This window comes from Deinococcus proteolyticus MRP (assembly GCF_000190555.1).
Classification (GTDB): Bacteria; Deinococcota; Deinococci; order Deinococcales; family Deinococcaceae; genus Deinococcus; species Deinococcus proteolyticus.
This window is the reverse complement of record NC_015161.1, coordinates 1,034,451-1,051,015: the sequence shown is the minus strand read 5'-3', so window position 1 is coordinate 1,051,015 and position 16,565 is coordinate 1,034,451. Positions and strand designations below refer to the sequence as shown.

The following is a 16,565-nucleotide window of genomic DNA, read 5'->3' as shown; positions in this document are numbered from 1 at the left end:
TTCATCATAGCGGGCCGTGAGCGCCATTACGGCCCGGATGGCCGGGCGCTGTTAGGCTGGAACGCGATGACTGCGCCCACTTCTCCTTCCCCCAGCTCTACCGCTGCTGGCACCCGTGTGCTGTGTGCCATGTCGGGCGGTGTGGATTCCTCGGTGACTGCCGCACTGCTCAAAGACCAGGGCTACAGCGTGGTGGGCGCCATGATGCGCTTCTGGCCCGACGACAAGCGCACCGAAACCTTTGATTCCTGCTGTTCGCCCGACGCCGCCTATGAGGCCCGCCGCGTGGCCGAACAGGTGGGCGTGCCGTTTTATCTGCTGGACTACCGCGAGCAGTTCCAGCAGCACATCGTGGGGCCGTTTATCGAGGAGTATGCCAAGGGCCGCACCCCCAACCCCTGCGTGAACTGCAACACCAAGGTCAAGTTCGACGAGCTGGTAAAAAAAGCCAAGATGCTGGGCTGCCAGTACGTGGCGACCGGGCATTATGTGAAGCGGGTCGTCAATGAGCGCGGCGAGGTGGAGTTCTGGCGCGGCGACGACCCCCGCAAGGACCAGACCTACTTTCTGTGGGGCACGCCCCGCGAGGCGCTGCCTTACATTCTGTTCCCGGTAGGCGAGCTGGAAAAGCCCCGCGTGCGCGAAATCGCCGCCGAGCGCGGGCTGCTCACGGCCAGCAAGCCCGAAAGCCAGAACATCTGCTTCGTGCCGGGCAAAGTGCAGGACTTCGTGGCCGAGCACCTTCCGCAGGTTCAGGGCCACATCCGCGAAATCCGCACGGGCGAAATCGTGGGCGAGCACTTGGGGACGCAGTTCTATACCCTGGGCCAGAAAAAGGGCCTGGGCCTCTATCAGACCCACCGGGTGCGCCATGTGGTTCACCTTGACCCCGCCACCCAGACGGTCTGGGTGGGCGACTACGAGGACTGCCTCTGGGACGACCTGAGTGCCTCGCAGGCCAATTACCTCGTGGACCTGGCGGAGTTGCCGCAGCGCCTGCAGGTGCAAGTGCGTTACCGCACGGCGCCGGTAGGGGCCACAGTGCTCCACGCGGACGAGCACGGATTTCGTCTGCGCTTCGACGAGCCGCAGTTCGCGGTGGCTCCTGGTCAGAGCGCTGTGCTGTATGACGGCCCCCGGCTGCTGGGCGGCGGCCTGATTGATGACCATGCCCCAGCCCTGCCCGGGGCTGTCCGGCAATGAGTGACAGCGGCAGGCTGCTGGCGCTGGACCGGCTCCCTTACGGCATTTTGGTGGTAATGTAAATCGTCTGACCCGAAGGTCAATACCAAGCCCGGTGCACCCTAGCGGTGCATCTGTGCTGAGGAGGCGCAAGCGGAGACCGAGGCGCCCGCCCCTCAGTAGAGCGAGGAGGAAAGCGAATGTATAAGGGAAGAGAAGGTCAGTGGGCCTTTTTTCTGCACCGCCTGTCCGGTCTGGCCATCCTGGCCTATTTCCTGCTGCACGTCATCAGCATCAGCCTGATTATTTTCGGAGAAGAAGCCTACATGCGGGTTCACCACCTGTATGACCTGTGGCCCTTCCGCATCGGATTGATTTTCGTGACGGCCGGGGTGGCCTATCACGCCTTCAACGGCCTGCGCATCATGGCGATGGACTTTACCGGCAAGGGCGTGGCCTATCAGCGTCAGAGCTGGTATGCCGTGCTGGCCATCACCGCGCTGATTACCCTTTACACCCTGTGGGTGAATATCCCGCGCATCTTGGGAGGTTACTGATGACCCGCGCACGCACCCTGATGGACGCCCGCGCCCAGTCGCACACCAACGCCGAGCTGAACTGGTGGATTTTCATGCGGGTCAGCGGTCTGATTCTGATTTTCCTGGTGCTGGGTCACATCTACATGACCTTTATCCAGGTGTCCGAATCCGACGCCACCTATCATGCCGTAGTGGCCAAGCTGAGCAACCCCGCCTGGAAGCTGTACGACTGGCTGATTCTGACCCTGACCATGCTGCACGGCATGAACGGCGCACGTTATGTCATGGAAGACTACATCCGCTCCAACCCCAACCGGGCCTGGGTCAAGATGGTGGTTTTTTCCATCGCTGCGCTGATTTACGCCCTGGGCACCGTGGGCCTGTTTTCCATCTGAACTGTTAACCAAAGGAAGTGACAATGCATCATCGTTATGACGTGGTCGTGGTAGGCGCCGGTGGCGCCGGCCTGATGGCTGCCCTGTACGCCGCCAAAGGCAACGTATCTGTGGCCTGTGTGTCCAAGCTGTACCCCACCCGCTCCCACACCGGCGCGGCGCAGGGCGGCATCGGCGCCTCTTTGGGCAACGTAGGCGAAGACCACTGGGAATGGCACATGTTCGACACCATCAAGGGCGGTGACTACCTGACCGACCAGGACGCCGCCGAGGTGTTCGCCAAGGACATCGTGGACGCCGTGATCGAGCTGGAGCACATGGGCCTGCCCTTCTCCCGCGAGGCGGACGGCACCATCGCTCAGCGCAAGTTCGGCGGTCACACCCGCGAGTTCGGCAAGGCCGCCGTGGAGCGGGCCTGCTACGCCAAGGACCGCACCGGCCACATGATTCTGCAGACCCTGTACCAGCAGAACGTGAAGAACGGCACCACCTTCTACAACGAGTTCCACGTGTTCGACCTGTTGATTGAAGATGGCCGCTGCACCGGCGTGGTGGCCTATGACCTGGCGACCGGCGAACTGCACACCTTTCACGCCAAGGCCGTGATTCTGGCCGCAGGTGGCTACGGCCGCGTGTTCAAAATCACCTCCAACGCCTTCACGCTGACCGGCGACCTGATGAGCATCTACTACCGCAAGGGCCTGCCGCTGGAAGACATGGAGTTCTACCAGTTCCACCCCACCGGCCTGAGCAAGCTGGGCATTCTGGTGACCGAAGGGATTCGCGGTGAGGGCGGCATTCTGCGCAACGTGAACGAGGAGCGCTTCATGGAGCGCTACGCCCCCACCATCAAGGACCTGGCGCCCCGCGACATCGTGGCCCGCAGCATGATCACCGAAATCCGCGAAGGCCGTGGCGTGGGTCCCGACAAGGACGCCATCTACATCGACCTGACCCACCTGCCCCGCGAAACGGTGGAAGGCAAGCTGGCCGAAATTACCGACCTGGCGCGTACCTACCTGGGCCTGGACCCCCTCAAGGACATGGTGCTGGTGCAGCCCACTGCCCACTACGCGATGGGCGGTATCCCCACCGATATCGACGGGCAGTGCCTTAGTGACGGTGCGGGCGGCAAAATTGAGGGCCTGTACGCGGCTGGTGAGCAAGCCTGTGTGTCGCTGCACGGTGCCAACCGCCTCGGCACCAACAGCTTGGGTGACCTGGTGGTGTTCGGGCGCCGCGCCGGGATCTCGGCGGCCAAGTACGCCCGTCAGGCCGACTATGGCCGCTTGGCCGAAGACCCTGAAGCCGAAACCCGCGCCTTGCTGGAAGGGCTGCGCAGCAACCGTGGCAAGGACAACCCCGCCGATATCCGTAAGGTGCTGCAGGAAACCATGATGAACAACGTGGGTATCTTCCGCAACGGCCCCGACATGGAAAAACAGGTCGAAATCATCAAGGAACTCAAGGAGCGCTACAAAAACGTGGGCGTGGCCGACGTGAGTGCCAAGTTCAATGGTGACCTGATTGACGCCGTGGAACTGGGTTTCCTGCTTGACTGTGCCGAGGCCATGACCGCTTCGGCCGTGAACCGCACCGAGTCGCGTGGCGCCCATGAGCGCGAGGACTACACCACCCGCGACGACAAGAACTGGCTGAAGCACACCATGGCCTACAAGGACCTGAACAATGACGGCAACGTGCTGATTGGCTACAAGCCGGTGGCACTCAAGGGCTACACCCGCGCCTTCGAGCCCAAAGCCCGCGTCTACTGAAATTGCCTCTGCAGCGCAAGGAGCTGAGAATGAACATTACGGTCAAGATTCTGCGTTTCGACCCCGAAAAGGACAAGAAGCAGCACTGGGAAAACTACGCCCTGGAAGTAGCCCCCACCGACCGCGTGCTGGACATCCTGCACCAGGTCAAGTGGTTTCAGGACACCACCCTGAACTTCCGCCGCTCCTGCGGCCACGGCATCTGCGGCAGCGACGCCATGCTGATTAACGGCCGTAACCGCCTGGCCTGCAAGACCTTGGCCCGTGACGTGGTCAAGGAAGGCGGCACCCTCTCGGTCGAGCCTATCCGCGGCCTGAAAGTCGTCAAAGACCTGGTGGTGGACATGGAGCCGTTCTTCGACTCCTACAAGGCCATCATGCCCTTCTTCGTGAACGAGTCGCCGGCGCCGGCCCGCGAGCGCCTGCAGTCGCCTGAGCATGCCGAACTGATGGCGCACTCCAGCAACTGCATTCTGTGCGCGTGCTGCACCACCTCATGCCCCATCTTCTGGGCCAACGGCAGCTACCTGGGCCCGGCGTCCATCGTGCAGGCGCACCGCTTTATCTTCGACAGCCGCGACGAGGCCACCCAGCAGCGTCTGGGCCTGATGAACCAGAACACCGGCGTGTGGCGCTGCCGCACCGCTTACAACTGCACCGAAGCTTGCCCCCGCGAGATTCCCATCACCGAACTGATTGAGCAGGTCAAGCGCTCGGTGATGTACAGCCAGGCGTAAGGCTTCCGCGTCCAGAAAAAAGCCCTCCGAAATTGGAGGGCCTTTTTTATTGGGTGCGTGCTACTCGCCTTTCACTTCGCCAGTGACCTGCACCACCTCGTGCACTTCCAGCCGGTTGGGGCCGCTGAAGGCTTCCTTGGGCAGGCTTCCCGAGCGGGCGTGTCCCTGACGGAAAGCGTCCGAGCGGGTCCAGGCTTCAAAGTCCTCTCTGGAACGCCAGAAGGTGAGCACGATAAAAGGGTCACCCTCGGCAGTAGGCCGCAGCACCTGATTGGCGATGAAGCCCTGCATGCCGTCGACCAGGCCAGCGCGGTCCTGAAAACGGGCTTCGAACTGGCTGTGGTATTCGGGATGAACGAAGATGCGGTTGGCAACGGTAATCATCTCAGGCCTCCTTGAGCTGGTGAGACGGGGAATCGGTTTCGGCGTAGCGGCGAACGAACTCCACCTGCGTGCCAGTTTCCACTGCACCGGGCCGGGCCAGGCGTACCTTGGCTATGGCTTCGTCGGCGTCCAGGCCCATACGGACCAGCAAGCAGGCGGCCAGCGTGCCGGCCCGGCCCAGGCCACCCCGGCAGTGCAGCACCACGTTTTGCCCGTCCAGCAGGGCCCCCAGCACCTCCTGCAGGGTGTCCTCGAATGCCTGGGCGTCGTGTGGGGCGCAGCGGTCCGGCACCGGACAGGTGAGCACAGTGACGTTCTGCGCCGCGGCCTGCTCGGCGTAGTCGGCAATACCCAGCAGGTCGTATTCGGTCTGTTCCAGCAGCGACACCACCATGTTCATGCCCTGGGAGCGGAGGGCCTGAAAATCCTCGGCCAAGTCCCGGTCATGCTGCACGCCCGGCTGCAGCAGGCTGGGGCCTTTTTTGCCCGGCGCGAAGGTCAGCCCCAGCCGCCCTGGCCACAGCGCCGTGGGAATCCAGTCCACCCGGATGGGACCGCTCATTGACCTTCCTTCAGCCAGCGGGCGGCGTCCAGCGCGTGGTAGGTCAGGATGGTGTCGGCCCCGGCCCGCTTCATGGCGCTCAGAGTTTCCAGCACGGTGCGGCGCTCGTCCATGTAGCCGGCCAGCGCGGCGGCTTTGACCAGCGAGTATTCGCCGCTCACGTTGTAGGCGACCAGCGGCAAGTCGAACTCGTCGCGCAGCAGCCGCAGCACGTCGAGGTAAGCCAGCGCAGGCTTGACCATCAGGAAGTCGGCGCCCTCCTGCACGTCCAGCCGGGCTTCGTGCAGGGCCTCACGGTAACCGCCGGCCGGGTTCATCTGGTAGGTGGCGCGGTCGCCCACGCTGGGAGCGCTGCCCGCCGCCTCGCGGAAAGGGCCGTAGTAGGCGCTGGCGTACTTGACCGCGTAGCTCATGATGGGAAGCTGGCTGTACCCGGCCGCGTCCAGAGCAGCGCGAATGGCGGCAATCTGTCCGTCCATCATGGCGCTTGGAGCGATGATGTCGGCGCCAGCTTCGGCCTGTGAGACAGCGGTGCGGGCCAGCAGTTCCAGCGAAGGGTCATTGTCCACCGTCCACTGCGTGCCGTCCTGCACCAGGTGGCCGCAGTGCCCGTGGTCGGTGTACTCGCACAAGCAGGTGTCGGCAATCACGGCGATGTCCGGCACGGCCGCCTTCACTGCGCGGGTGGCCTGCTGAATCACGCCTTCCTCGGCGTAGGCCTGGCTTCCCTCTGCGTCCTTGTGGTCGGGAATTCCGAACAGGATGACTGCCGGGATGCCCAGGGCGTGGGCCTGCTGCGCCTGCTCCACGGCGCTGGCGTAGGTGTGGCGCTGCACGCCGGGCATGGTGCGAATCTCGCTCACCTCTGCGCCCTCGTGGACGAAAATGGGGTGGATAAAGTCGGCAGGAGAGAGGTGAACTTCCTGAACCATCCGGCGAATGGCGGGAGTGCGGCGAAGTCTGCGTGGCCTATCTTGCATAGGGTTCAGGCTAGCGCAGCCGGCAGCGGCCATTGGTCTGCTCCGCAGCGTTTAGCTGTGTCACTCGCAAAGGGCACTCCAGATTCGTGGGCGGTTTCGCGTGTTCGTAGCACGCCGGCCAGGCTCAGGTTTACTCAGGTCCGCCCAGGTCTAGACTGTGAAGGCCCGCAGCCCATCCTGCCAGCAGCGGCGCACGGCCCAGTTGCGGACCTCTTCCACCGCTGCCGCCTCGCCCTGTAAGGTCAGGCGCCAGCAGAATTGTCCTGCACTCTGGCCGGTCTGGCGCTGCAGGGAAACTCCCGCCCCGGCTGCCTGGGCTTCCAGGCCAGCCCACCACTCCTCGGAGGGGTCGGCCAGCAGGGTCAGATATTCGGCAGGCACAGGTTTCAGGAGCCTGCCGGTTCTGGAAAAGGCCGTACCCGCAGCCCCCGGCGACTGACGGGCGGGTCCAGGCGGCCTTCCCGCAGCAGTTGCTCGGCGGCGGCCTCGTCCAGCCGCTCGATTTTCAGCAGGTGGCTGCGCAGGCTGGCCGGGCCATCGAAGCGGCGCGGGTGGAGGTCTCCCTCGGTGAGCAGGTCCAGCCAGAGCATTACAGCTCCCGCAGGTCTTCCATCAGTTGCCAGCCCAGGCCGGCCGGGGTGGCCTGGAGCAGCGGCTCCAGCGCCTGACTGGCCTCCTGAGCGTCGGCGTGCAGCTGCTCGGCACCCGGGCGCTCCTCGTACACGCGCAGCACGGTGAACTGGTAGAACACCTGCCCGCTGCTCGGCTCACCGTTGTCGAAAAAGGCGAACGGCGGATCAATCTCATCCCACAGGACGTTGGCCTCGTCCAGCTCGCGGGGCAGATAGGCGTCCAGGTCCATGCTCAGTTCACGCGGGTGCCAGAGATAGCCCTGGAGGAGGCGAATGGCAGCCCGACTGCCCTGGGGTCCAGCTTCGGTGGTCACGCTTTCCACCATAGCGCACCGCTTCCCGTCCCGCGCTGGCCCGGGAATTAAGTTTCTCTAGAAGCTCTTGGCATTCCGGTGTCTGTGAGGGCTACACTGGAAGTGAACAGGCAGAAAAGACGAACTCCGAGATTCTGCCGAAAGGAGACACATCATGGCTTTTGAACTTCCCCAGCTGCCCTACGGTTTCGACGCTCTGGAACCCCATATCGACGCCCAGACCATGCAGATTCACCACGGCAAGCACCATCAGGCCTACGTGGACAACGCCAACAAGGCCCTGGAAGGCACCGAGTGGGCTGACCGCGACGTGCTGGACGTGATTCAGAACTTGGACAGCCTGCCCGCCGACAAGAAAGGCGCGGTGCGCAACAATGCCGGCGGCCACGCCAACCACAGCCTGTTCTGGACGGTGCTGAGCGGCAAGGGCGGCGAAGGCAACCAGCCGAGCGGCGAACTGATGGACGCCATCACCAGTACGTTCGGCTCCTTCGACGCTTTCAAGGAAAAATTCGAGGACGCCGCCAAGACCCGCTTCGGCTCCGGCTGGGCCTGGCTGGTCGTCAAGGACGGTGCCCTGGCCGTCGTATCCACCGCCAACCAGGACAACCCGCTGATGGGTGAAGCCGTGGCCGGCACCAGCGGCACCCCGATTCTGGGCGTGGACGTGTGGGAGCACGCCTACTACCTGAACTACCAGAACCGCCGCCCCGACTACCTCAAGGCCTTTTGGAACGTGGTGAACTGGGACGAGGTCGCCCGCCGCTACGCCGAAGCCAAGTAAGCGCTGAAAGCTACACGCCGCCCTCCGGGGCGGTTTTTTTTGTGCGGGCAACAAAAAAACCCCCTCCCGGAGGCAAAGGGCAAGCAGGGCGGGGGCTCAGCCCTGGGCGGGGCGGTCCAGTTCTTCTTCGGGAATGCCCGCGAACTCGCCCCGGCGAGCGGCGCGGCGGTCCTCTTCCGCGTCTTCTGCAATCTGGTACGCCTTGATGATGCGGCCTACCAGCGGGTGACGCACCACGTCCACGTCGGTGAATTCGTGCCAGCCAATGCCTTCGATAGGCGAGAGCACCCGCTTGGCGATGGCCAGGCCCGAAGTGACGTGGCGCGGCAGGTCAATCTGGGTGACATCGCCGGTGACGACCACCTTGGAGCTGAAGCCCATGCGGGTCAGGAACATCTTCATCTGCTCGCCGGTGGTGTTCTGCGCTTCGTCCAGAATCACGAAGGCGTCGTTCAGCGTCCGGCCACGCATGAAGGCCAGCGGAGCCACTTCAATCACGCCGCTTTGCAGGTAGGACTCGAACTTTTCCTGGTCCAGCATGTCGTACAGCGCGTCGTACAGTGGGCGCAGGTAGGGGTCGATCTTGGCTTGCAGGTCGCCGGGCAAGAAGCCCAGGCGCTCGCCGGCTTCCACGGCAGGGCGGGTCAGGATAATGCGCTTGACCTTTTTCGTCTTGAGCGCCTGCACGGCCATCGCCACAGCCAGGTAGGTCTTGCCGGTACCGGCCGGGCCGACACCGAAGACGATGTCGCTGCTCTCGATTTTTTCGAGATATTCCTTTTGGCTGGGGGTCTTGGGCTTGAGGCCACGCGGCAGGCTCAGTCCCTTGACTTCGGTTTCGGCCGCCAGCGAGCGCCCTTCACCGCTGAGGCGGGCGCTGCGGCGCAGGTGGTCCGGGGTCAGCTCGCCGCCCCGGCGCACCACGTCCAGCGCGTCGCGGACCATACGCTCGGCCACCTCGACTTCGGCCGCTGTCCCGCTGATCTGCACGGTGCCGCCGCGGGCCCGAATCTGGGCCGGCGAAAGCTGACGCATCAGGCGCAGGTTCTCGTCGCCGGTGCCCAGCAGGGCCAGCGCTTCCTCACGGTGCTCCAGTTCAATCTGCAGGGTGACCTGCTCGGCTGGGGCAGCGCCCTGGGCTTCCGCAGTGTGGCTCCCTGAAATCTGGCCCTCGGAAGCGGAGACGGTCAGTTCTGGCCCGGTCAAAAGAGGTCCTGAGTGCGCACAGGCAGGAGAGAGAAAAACACATTTGACATTGCGTCCAGTCTAGGCCACCGGCGCGGCGCTGTCAGGGTACGGCGCACTTTCTGTTCCCTTGACCTGTTGGCCCAGAAAGCTCGGAAAACGGTGTGCCGGCGCTGGTGTTTCAGGCGTGGCGGCCGGGGAATGTGGCCCTGCGCGGTCCGCCTGCACGTGGGTGAGCCTCGTGAAGGGGGCAGGAAGGCGGCAGGCTGAAGGTCCCTGGGCACCCCCTGGCACCTGCAATTCTCCCCGATGCTCTAGTCTGTACCCCATGAAACTTGCGATTGTCGGAGCCACCGGAGCCGTGGGGCACGAGCTGCTCAAAGTGCTGGAAGGCAGCCGCCTGCCCATCGACGAGCTGCAGCTGTACGCCAGCCCCCGCTCGGCGGGAACGCAGCTGCCCTTCCGGGGCGAGAACCTCACCGTCCAGGCGATGCCCGAGGGGGCCATTCCCGCAGACGTGATTCTGGCCTCGGCAGGCGGCAGCATCAGCCTGGAAATGGCCCCCAAATGGGTGGCGGGCGGCTCGGTGGTGATTGATAACTCCAGCGCTTTTCGCTACGACCCCAGCGTGCCGCTGGTGGTGCCCGAAGTGAACGGCGCGGTGGCCCTGGAGCATCAGGGCATCATCGCCAACCCCAACTGCACCACGGCCATCGCGGCGGTGGCGGTCTATCCCATCCACCAGCGCTACGGCGTGCGGCGGATGATTGTCAGCACCTATCAGGCGACTTCGGGCGCGGGCCAAAAGGGCATTGAGGAACTGCAGGAGCAGACCCGTCAGGAGCTGGCCGGCGAGAGCTACACGCCGGCTGCGTTCGCGCATCCCATCGCTTTTAACGTGATTCCTCACATTGACGCCTTCCAGGACAACGGTTACACCAAAGAAGAGATGAAAGTGGTCTGGGAAACGCGCAAGATTTTCGGGGACGAGTCGCTGCAGGTCAGCTGCACGGCGGTGCGGATTCCGACTTTTCGCACCCACGCCGAGGCGATTACGCTGGAGCTGGAGCGCCCCGCCACCCCGCAGGAGGTACGCGAACTGCTGTCGGGCGCTGCGGGCGTGGAAGTGCGCGATGACGTGACCGAGAAGGTGTATCCCATGCCGCTCACCGCCACCGGCAAGTACGACGTGGAAGTGGGCCGCATCCGCCAGAGCCTGGTCTTCGACGGAGGCATTGAGCTGTTTGTGGCCGGGGACCAGCTGCTCAAGGGTGCGGCCCTGAATGCGGTGCAGATTGCCGAGTACCTGTACGAGCAAGGCGCACTGAAGTGATGTGAAGGGGAGGCGAGGCCCTCCCTTTTTCAGGCCGCGGTTTTGATGTGCGAATTACATATTCTAACCATGTAAGCAAGCATGGACAGTGGAAGGGACTCCTTCACCCTTCCACCGCATATCCGAACAACCACGCCGCCAGCACCACTGTGCCCAGATCAAACGCCAGCAAAAACCCTGCCCAGGACAGCGCTTCGTCTGTCCAGCCGCCGGTCAGGAGAACGGAAGTGATCCGCACGGTGGCAATTACCAGCGGCACCAGGAGCGGGAAGGCCAGCGCAGGCAGCAGGGCCTCGCGGGCCCGCAGATTCACCGTCAGGCTGGCATAGAAGGTGGTGGCCGCACTCAGCCCAAAGATACCCAGCAGCAGGGTTGCCAGCAGTGCCGGCCACGGCAGGGCTTGCCCCGCACCCAGCGCACCGAACAGCAGCAGGCCGGTGGGCAGGGTGACCCCCGCAATCAGCAGCAGTGGCAGCAGGACCCCCAGCAGCTTGCCCAGATAGATCGCAGCGGGCGCGGCAGGGTAGAGCAGCAGCTGCTCCAGTGCCCCCGCTTCAGATTCGGCGGCAAAGGCCCGGCCCGCTGCCACGGCTGAGGCCAGGGTGAGCGCCGTCCACACCGCCCCGGCTGCCAGGTTGGCGGTGGCCCCGGCGCTGCGGCCGTCCGGAGCACCGAGGGCAAACCCCTGCACCAGCAGCACCAGCGCCACATAAAAGGTGGTGGCCAACAGCGCGTCGCGGGTCCGGCCCGCCAGCCGCAGGTCCTTGGCCGCCACCGCCCAGGCTACCCGCAGGGCACTCACCGGACCACCTCGCGCAAGTGGCCCGCTTCCAGATACAGCTGTCGGGGGGCCAGCTGCGCGGCCAGCTCCGGCTCGTGGGCGGCAATCACCAGGGTGCTGCCCTGCCCGGCCAGTTCGCCCAGCAGCTCCAGCACCAGTGCCCGCCCCGCCGCGTCGAGGTTGGCGAACGGTTCGTCGACCAGGGTCAGTGGGCGGGCCAGCAGGGAGGCGCGGGCCAGCGCCAGCCGCTTACGCATTCCCGCCGAGAGAAAGCGGGCGCGGCGGTCGGCGGCGGTCTGCAGGCCCACGCGGGCCAGGGCTGCCCCCACACCTTCCAGGCCGCGGCCATGCATCCGCAGCGCGAATTCCAGATTCTCGCGGCAGGTGAGGTCCGGGTAAAGCGCGGCGTCCACCGGCATCAGATGAATCTGCTCGCGCACGGCGGCCGCGTCGCGCAGGTCGTAGCCCAGAATGCGGCCCTCCCCGCGTGTGGGCCGCAGCGCCGAGGCCAGCAGCCGCAGCAGGCTGGTCTTGCCCGCGCCGTTGGGACCCAGCAGGGTCATGTGCCCGCTGTGGGGAATGTCCAAATCCACGCCACGCAGCACCGCTTCCCGGCCCAGCCGCAGCCAGACTCCGCGCAGCTGCACGGCATATTCAGTCGTGGCCGTCATCTCAGACCCGCAGCCACTGGGGCATGACGCTGTAGAAAAAGGCCGCCAGCACCGTGAAATAACCGCTCAGCATCAGCAGGCCCACCGCCACCAGGATGGCGCCGCCAACCTTCTCGAAAATGCCGGCGTAGCGGTTCAGGCCCCGCAGGTTGATGCGGTCCCAGAGCAGCGCCGCCAGCAGAAACGGCGCGGCCAGGCCCAGCGTGTAGGTCAGCAGCAGCACCACGCCCTGCGACAGCGAACTGGTGCTGGCAGCCAGGCCCAGGATGCTGCCCAGCGCCGGCCCCAGACAGGGGCTCCAGCCGAACGCGAACGCCGCGCCCAGCGCCACTGGGCCGTAGCGGTCGGCGGCGCTGAGCTGCCGGGTGTCGCGCATCATCCAGGGCAGGCGAATCACGCCCAGCATCACCAGTCCGAAAAAGACGATCAGGGCACCGGCCAAGCGTCCCAGCAGCAACTTGTGCGGGGCCAGCAGCGCCCCGAGCGCACTGGCGGTGGCTCCCAGGGCCACGAACACCAGCCCGAACCCGGCGATAAAGCCCAGCGCCCGAACCAGAGGTGCCCGCGTGCCGCCGATGACCCCCAGGTAACTGGGCACCAGCGGCAGCACGCAGGGGCTGAGAAAAGACAGCAACCCGGCGACAAAGGCGACCGTGAGGGTGGGGGCGCTGGCAGCTTCGACCATAACGGCCAGTCTAACGCGGCGGCCGGGCCAAGCGGCGTGAGGGTTGTCCCGCCTCCGGGGGGTGCACCCGCGCCGTTGCTCAACCTGAGTCACCGCCGAGTGTCCCCTCCCACTTTCATCTCAAAAGGTCCGTCTCAGACTGACCGTCTCGGAGTGGCCGGCCCAGGGCATCTATTCCAGGGCTCCCGTTCCCCGGTTCCCCGACTTTCCAAGCCTCAGCTCCGCGCTCAGTTCAGCGTGCGTTCCGGCGCCGGCTCCTGCCAGTCGGCGTGCAGCACCCGCACCTCGCGGCTGCCGGCCGGGGTGTACCAGACCCGCACGCCGCTCTGGGCCGGGTCGCGTCTCAGGCGGTATTCGGCCCTGGAGGGCAGCGCCCGGTCCAGGGCCAAAAAGGCGTTGCGGTTGGCCGGCGTCCAGCCGCGCAGGTGCAGGGCCTGTCCGCTTTCGTTGTGCAGAAGCAGCCAGCCCGGTCCCAGGGTGACGCTCAGCTCGGGGGGGTCGGGCTGCTGCCGAGGTTGCCAGCGCACCGCCGTGCCGAAGGTAGGCGACTCCACCTTGCCGAAGCTGCTGGGCGGCAGCCACACGGCTGGTGGCCGGACCGGGCGCCACAGCAGCCCTGCCAGCAGCCAGGCCAGACCCCACAGGGCCAGCGCCGCGCCTCCGCACAGGCTGAGGAAGGTCGCCGGCTGGGCCAGCAGAGCTGCGCCGCCCAGCAGGCTGGGTCCCAGGCCCCAGGCCCACGCCGGCCGCCGCCGTACCGGCACGAAGGCACGCGGCCACCATTCGGCCAGCAGCAGCAGCGCCGCGCCGAGGCCGAACAGCGCCGGCACTTCCAGCAGCGGGGCCAGCAGCAGCAGCAGCAGCCCCGGAATGCTCCACCAGCTCACCGCCGGGCGCTGCCGCCGCCGGGCCGCGAACGCCACTCGCGCCAGCCAGTACAGGGCCAGCACGCCCCACGCACCCAGGAACCAGAGGTTCAGGCGCTCCAGAAAAGGAGTCGCCAGTAGTCCTTCACCCATCAGGGCTGGCCCTGCCGCCGCACCTCGGCGGCCAGGTGTTGCAGCTGGCCTTCCAGCAGTGTCCAGCCGGTCCGCACCGCGCCCAGCGAGCCGGGCAGTGCAAACAGGAGCGTGCGCCCGGCCAGCCCGCCGACGGCCCGTGACAGCATCGCGGCGCCGCCCACCTCCTGATACGACAGCATGCGGAACAGCTCTCCGAAGCCGGGCAGCGGCTTGGTCAGCAGGGCTTCCACTGCCGGCACGGTCACGTCGCGCCCGGTAATGCCGGTGCCGCCTGTACTGAGCATCAGGTCGAAGCTGGCCGCCTGCCACCCGCGCAGCTGGCTTTCTACCGCCTCCCGCTCGTCGGGCACGATGCGGTAGCCGGCGACCTCGTGTCCGGCTGCCTGCAGTGCACCCACCAGGAACTGTCCGCTGCGGTCAGTGTCCAGGGTGCGGGTGTCGCTGACCGTCAGTACACCGCAGCGCAGGGCCAAAAAGGTGGCCGGCAGGTGCGCTGCGGGAGGAACCGGGGAAGGAGACATGTGCCTACCATACCCCCGGCTCAGGCTGACAGCGCGGGCCTGGGTTACGCTCAGCGCCGCTGGGTGCCCCTCCCGGCCAGCAGCACCTGCCGCACCTGCTCAGGCAGCAGGGCGTAATCGGCGGCCGTCACGGCACTCAGTGGCTTGCGGCCCATCACCGCCAGCAGCTTGCCGCACTGCTCTTCCAGAAACTCGCGGTAGTCGCCGGCTCCGCCGGACTGCACGCACTCCAGCGCCAGCAGCTGAAGGCGGCCTTCTAGGCCCTGCACAGCCAGGAAGTGCGCGGCCTGCTCGGCGGCTGGTCCCAGGCGGTCTTCCAGGCCCAGGATGGTTTCGGGCCGGCGCATCAGGTCGTCGGCGGCGCGGCGCACCAGCGGCTCGCGCAGGGTGCGCTGGCAGGGGCGGCAAGGGGTGTGCGGGCTGGGCTCGCCGCACACCGGGCAGGGATGCCAGCCCTGCTGCTCGCGCCAGCGCCGGCGCCGGGCCACCGCTTCAGCGGCGCGCTGGGCCACGTCCTGAAGCTCCTGCCCGGCAGCCTGCGCGGCCTGTGCGGCGCGGGCCTGTTCGGCCGGAGCCAGTGGGGGCAGCTGCGGGGCGTGGGCGCGGCGGGCCTCGCCGGGGTCTGTCCAGCCGGTGCCAAAGCGGATTTCGGTGACCTGCTCGGGAGCCACGCCGGGGGGAGCCTGCTGCGCCAGCAGCTCGTTTAGCCGCCGCATAAAGTGGTGCCGCTGCATGCTGAGATGGTGCGCCGCCGCCGAGTCGCGGGCTTCTATGTGCAGGGTGCCGAACTGAAACGACCGCGCCCGTGTCAGCCGGGCCACTTCCGGCCCCACCGCCTGCGGCCAGACCAGCAGCGCCTGCGCCCGCTGCACGCCGAAGCCCAGGCGGTTTTTGCCCAGGGTAGCGTTCATCAGTTCGCCCACCGTGCGCAGGTCGCCCTCGCGCCGGCCGCTGCGGGCGCGGGTGCGGAAGCTGGGCTTGGGGGTGTAGGGCCGGTCCGGGTCGCTCATGCGGGCATCTCCTCCTGTCGCTGCGGCTGCGGCGTAAAGCGCCCGGCGGCCGCCTGCAAAGCGAGCTGGGCACCGGGCGGCTGCTCGGTGCCGGTCACGATGGCCTGCGGCACCGAGGCCGCCAGATCCAGCAGAAACTGCCGGCGCTGCGGGTCCAGCTCGGCGGTCCAGTCGTCAATCAGGAGCACCGGCGGTTCTCCGAAGCGCTCGCTGAGCAGCTGCAGCTCGGCGTAGCGCAGCGAGAGCGCGGCGGTGCGGCCCTCGCCCCGGCTGGCGTAGGTGCCGGCGTTCAGGCCGCCCAGCGTCAACTCAAGGTCGTCGCGGTGTGGGCCGGTCAGGGTCACGCCACGGGCCAGCTCCTCGGCGCGGCGGGCATGCAGGGTCTGGGCATAGGAGGCCGGGTCCGTGCTTTCCAGCAGCCGGATATCCAGCGCCTTGCGGCTGCCCAGCTCGGCGTTGGCGTGGCGTGCCAGTTCTTCCAGGCGCACCAGCGCCCGCGCGCGGAATTCCATGATGTCACGGCCCAGCGTGACCAGCGGGGCGTCCCACACGTCCAGTGCCCAGTCCTGGCCCTCGCGCAGGGCGGCGTTGCGCTGCGACACCGTGCGCTCGTAGCGGCTGAGCTGCTCGGCGTAGCGGGCGCTCAGGCGCCCCAGCAGCGAGTCCAGATACGCCCGGCGCTGCGAGGGCGAGCCGAACACCAGCTCCGAGTCCTCCGGGCGAATCAGCACGGCGCTGCCACGCGGCAGGTCGCCGGTGCGGGTACGCACGCCGTCCACCTTCAGCTGCCGCCGTCCGCGCCCGATGCCCACCTCCTGCACGCTCAGACTGCCGCCTTCCAGCACGTCGGCACGTACATACGCTTCGGCCTGCCCGGCCAGCACCAGCTCCTCCAGCCGGCCTGCTTCGGTGCGGCCCGTGAGCGCCAAGTAGGCAGCTTCCAGCAGGTTGGTTTTGCCGGCGCCGTTCTCGCCCCAGACGCCCGTGACCCCCGCCGGGAATTCCAGCGTGTCGGGGGCCAGGTTGCGGTAGTTCAGGGTAGAGAGCTTGCTCAGACGCACGGGCGCCATTAT

The 16,565-nt window shown here is 66.5% G+C and carries 21 protein-coding genes; 7 read left to right on the top strand and 14 right to left on the bottom strand.

Translation table 11 applies throughout. The features are described from left to right. Positions 1 to 66: 66 nt before the first annotated feature. The 5 genes from mnmA to DEIPR_RS05060 all read left to right on the top strand — a co-directional run bounded on the left by mnmA (position 67) and on the right by DEIPR_RS05060 (position 4,628). Positions 67 to 1,203, top strand: a complete 1,137-nt coding sequence (gene mnmA, locus DEIPR_RS05080; RefSeq protein WP_041221951.1) for a tRNA 2-thiouridine(34) synthase MnmA — start codon at positions 67 to 69, stop codon at positions 1,201 to 1,203. Positions 1,204 to 1,382: 179 nt separating this feature from the next. After that, the gene (sdhC, locus tag DEIPR_RS05075) at positions 1,383 to 1,739 is read left to right on the top strand and encodes a succinate dehydrogenase, cytochrome b556 subunit (protein ID WP_013614762.1); all 357 of its coding nucleotides are present in this window, start codon (positions 1,383 to 1,385) and stop codon (positions 1,737 to 1,739) included. Further along, positions 1,739 to 2,116 (top strand): succinate dehydrogenase, hydrophobic membrane anchor protein, encoded by a 378-nt coding sequence (gene sdhD / locus DEIPR_RS05070; RefSeq protein ID WP_013614761.1) that lies wholly within the window; start codon positions 1,739 to 1,741, stop codon positions 2,114 to 2,116. The genes sdhC and sdhD overlap by 1 nt, the downstream gene beginning before the upstream one ends. 23 nt (positions 2,117 to 2,139) lie before the next feature. Then, a complete protein-coding gene (gene sdhA, locus DEIPR_RS05065; protein WP_013614760.1) occupies positions 2,140 to 3,891 on the top strand; it encodes a succinate dehydrogenase flavoprotein subunit in 1,752 nt (583 codons plus the stop codon). Between the two features lie 29 nt (positions 3,892 to 3,920). Beyond that, entirely contained in the window at positions 3,921 to 4,628 is a 708-nt protein-coding gene (locus DEIPR_RS05060; RefSeq protein WP_013614759.1) for a succinate dehydrogenase iron-sulfur subunit, read from the top strand. 60 nt (positions 4,629 to 4,688) lie between these two features. Here DEIPR_RS05060 and DEIPR_RS05055 read toward each other — a convergent pair whose 3' ends face one another. From DEIPR_RS05055 to DEIPR_RS05030, 6 genes are all read right to left on the bottom strand, one after another. Further along, positions 4,689 to 5,012, bottom strand: a complete 324-nt coding sequence (locus DEIPR_RS05055; RefSeq protein WP_013614758.1) for an antibiotic biosynthesis monooxygenase family protein — start codon at positions 5,010 to 5,012, stop codon at positions 4,689 to 4,691. Position 5,013: 1 nt separating this feature from the next. Beyond that, the gene (locus tag DEIPR_RS05050) at positions 5,014 to 5,574 is read right to left on the bottom strand and encodes a cyclin-dependent kinase inhibitor 3 family protein (protein WP_013614757.1); all 561 of its coding nucleotides are present in this window, start codon (positions 5,572 to 5,574) and stop codon (positions 5,014 to 5,016) included. After that, positions 5,571 to 6,554, bottom strand: coding sequence for a porphobilinogen synthase (gene hemB, locus DEIPR_RS05045; RefSeq protein ID WP_041222531.1), 984 nt, complete (start codon positions 6,552 to 6,554; stop codon positions 5,571 to 5,573). The genes DEIPR_RS05050 and hemB overlap by 4 nt, the downstream gene beginning before the upstream one ends. A gap of 150 nt (positions 6,555 to 6,704) precedes the next feature. After that, the gene (locus DEIPR_RS05040) at positions 6,705 to 6,935 is read right to left on the bottom strand and encodes a hypothetical protein (protein WP_013614755.1); all 231 of its coding nucleotides are present in this window, start codon (positions 6,933 to 6,935) and stop codon (positions 6,705 to 6,707) included. A gap of 5 nt (positions 6,936 to 6,940) precedes the next feature. Next, positions 6,941 to 7,144: a hypothetical protein gene (locus DEIPR_RS05035; RefSeq protein ID WP_013614754.1), complete on the bottom strand. Its 204-nt coding sequence runs from the start codon at positions 7,142 to 7,144 to the stop codon at positions 6,941 to 6,943. Beyond that, a complete protein-coding gene (locus DEIPR_RS05030) occupies positions 7,144 to 7,512 on the bottom strand; it encodes a DUF3208 domain-containing protein (protein ID WP_013614753.1) in 369 nt (122 codons plus the stop codon). Before DEIPR_RS05030 ends, DEIPR_RS05035 begins: the two co-directional genes overlap by 1 nt. 142 nt (positions 7,513 to 7,654) lie before the next feature. On the opposite strand from DEIPR_RS05030, the gene sodA reads away from it, so the two are divergent. Then, positions 7,655 to 8,284, top strand: coding sequence for a superoxide dismutase [Mn] (gene sodA / locus DEIPR_RS05025; protein ID WP_013614752.1), 630 nt, complete (start codon positions 7,655 to 7,657; stop codon positions 8,282 to 8,284). A gap of 96 nt (positions 8,285 to 8,380) precedes the next feature. On the opposite strand, the gene DEIPR_RS05020 is transcribed toward sodA, so the two are convergent. After that, a complete protein-coding gene (locus DEIPR_RS05020) occupies positions 8,381 to 9,490 on the bottom strand; it encodes a PhoH family protein (RefSeq protein ID WP_013614751.1) in 1,110 nt (369 codons plus the stop codon). A 307-nt stretch (positions 9,491 to 9,797) separates the two neighbouring features. On the opposite strand from DEIPR_RS05020, the gene DEIPR_RS05015 reads away from it, so the two are divergent. Then, a complete protein-coding gene (locus DEIPR_RS05015; RefSeq protein ID WP_013614750.1) occupies positions 9,798 to 10,802 on the top strand; it encodes an aspartate-semialdehyde dehydrogenase in 1,005 nt (334 codons plus the stop codon). Positions 10,803 to 10,905: 103 nt separating this feature from the next. Here the strand turns inward: DEIPR_RS05015 and DEIPR_RS05010 are convergent, their stop codons facing one another. The 7 genes from DEIPR_RS05010 to recF form a co-directional block, all read right to left on the bottom strand. After that, a complete protein-coding gene (locus tag DEIPR_RS05010) occupies positions 10,906 to 11,604 on the bottom strand; it encodes a heme exporter protein CcmB (protein WP_013614749.1) in 699 nt (232 codons plus the stop codon). Next, positions 11,601 to 12,254, bottom strand: a complete 654-nt coding sequence (locus DEIPR_RS05005) for an ATP-binding cassette domain-containing protein (RefSeq protein WP_013614748.1) — start codon at positions 12,252 to 12,254, stop codon at positions 11,601 to 11,603. Before DEIPR_RS05005 ends, DEIPR_RS05010 begins: the two co-directional genes overlap by 4 nt. 1 nt (position 12,255) lies before the next feature. Beyond that, on the bottom strand, positions 12,256 to 12,939 hold the full coding sequence (locus DEIPR_RS05000; RefSeq protein ID WP_013614747.1) for a cytochrome c biogenesis CcdA family protein: 684 nt from the start codon (positions 12,937 to 12,939) through the stop codon (positions 12,256 to 12,258). Positions 12,940 to 13,166: 227 nt separating this feature from the next. After that, complete coding sequence (locus DEIPR_RS04995) at positions 13,167 to 13,958, bottom strand: hypothetical protein (RefSeq protein WP_013614746.1); 792 nt, start codon at positions 13,956 to 13,958, stop codon at positions 13,167 to 13,169. Further along, positions 13,958 to 14,482 carry a MogA/MoaB family molybdenum cofactor biosynthesis protein gene (locus DEIPR_RS04990; protein WP_013614745.1) on the bottom strand — a complete coding sequence of 175 codons (525 nt, stop codon included), beginning with the start codon at positions 14,480 to 14,482 and terminating at the stop codon, positions 13,958 to 13,960. Before DEIPR_RS04990 ends, DEIPR_RS04995 begins: the two co-directional genes overlap by 1 nt. A 50-nt stretch (positions 14,483 to 14,532) precedes the next feature. Beyond that, a complete protein-coding gene (locus tag DEIPR_RS04985) occupies positions 14,533 to 15,492 on the bottom strand; it encodes a DciA family protein (protein WP_013614744.1) in 960 nt (319 codons plus the stop codon). Continuing rightward, positions 15,489 to 16,562: a DNA replication/repair protein RecF gene (recF, locus tag DEIPR_RS04980; protein WP_013614743.1), complete on the bottom strand. Its 1,074-nt coding sequence runs from the start codon at positions 16,560 to 16,562 to the stop codon at positions 15,489 to 15,491. Before recF ends, DEIPR_RS04985 begins: the two co-directional genes overlap by 4 nt. Between the last annotated feature and the right edge of the window lie 3 nt (positions 16,563 to 16,565).

Coding starts and splice junctions, on each gene's coding strand:
- DEIPR_RS04995 (WP_013614746.1), bottom strand. CDS start 13,958: ATGGGTGAAGGACTACTGGCGACTCCTTTTCTGGAGCGCCTGAACCTC.
- DEIPR_RS05055 (WP_013614758.1), bottom strand. CDS start 5,012: ATGATTACCGTTGCCAACCGCATCTTCGTTCATCCCGAATACCACAGC.
- recF (WP_013614743.1), bottom strand. CDS start 16,562: ATGGCGCCCGTGCGTCTGAGCAAGCTCTCTACCCTGAACTACCGCAAC.
- sdhA (WP_013614760.1), top strand. CDS start 2,140: ATGCATCATCGTTATGACGTGGTCGTGGTAGGCGCCGGTGGCGCCGGC.
- DEIPR_RS04985 (WP_013614744.1), bottom strand. CDS start 15,492: ATGAGCGACCCGGACCGGCCCTACACCCCCAAGCCCAGCTTCCGCACC.
- hemB (WP_041222531.1), bottom strand. CDS start 6,554: ATGCAAGATAGGCCACGCAGACTTCGCCGCACTCCCGCCATTCGCCGG.
- DEIPR_RS05005 (WP_013614748.1), bottom strand. CDS start 12,254: ATGACGGCCACGACTGAATATGCCGTGCAGCTGCGCGGAGTCTGGCTG.
- DEIPR_RS05035 (WP_013614754.1), bottom strand. CDS start 7,144: ATGCTCTGGCTGGACCTGCTCACCGAGGGAGACCTCCACCCGCGCCGC.
- DEIPR_RS05000 (WP_013614747.1), bottom strand. CDS start 12,939: ATGGTCGAAGCTGCCAGCGCCCCCACCCTCACGGTCGCCTTTGTCGCC.
- DEIPR_RS05015 (WP_013614750.1), top strand. CDS start 9,798: ATGAAACTTGCGATTGTCGGAGCCACCGGAGCCGTGGGGCACGAGCTG.
- DEIPR_RS05050 (WP_013614757.1), bottom strand. CDS start 5,574: ATGAGCGGTCCCATCCGGGTGGACTGGATTCCCACGGCGCTGTGGCCA.
- sdhD (WP_013614761.1), top strand. CDS start 1,739: ATGACCCGCGCACGCACCCTGATGGACGCCCGCGCCCAGTCGCACACC.
- DEIPR_RS04990 (WP_013614745.1), bottom strand. CDS start 14,482: ATGTCTCCTTCCCCGGTTCCTCCCGCAGCGCACCTGCCGGCCACCTTT.
- mnmA (WP_041221951.1), top strand. CDS start 67: ATGACTGCGCCCACTTCTCCTTCCCCCAGCTCTACCGCTGCTGGCACC.
- DEIPR_RS05030 (WP_013614753.1), bottom strand. CDS start 7,512: ATGGTGGAAAGCGTGACCACCGAAGCTGGACCCCAGGGCAGTCGGGCT.
- sdhC (WP_013614762.1), top strand. CDS start 1,383: ATGTATAAGGGAAGAGAAGGTCAGTGGGCCTTTTTTCTGCACCGCCTG.
- sodA (WP_013614752.1), top strand. CDS start 7,655: ATGGCTTTTGAACTTCCCCAGCTGCCCTACGGTTTCGACGCTCTGGAA.
- DEIPR_RS05060 (WP_013614759.1), top strand. CDS start 3,921: ATGAACATTACGGTCAAGATTCTGCGTTTCGACCCCGAAAAGGACAAG.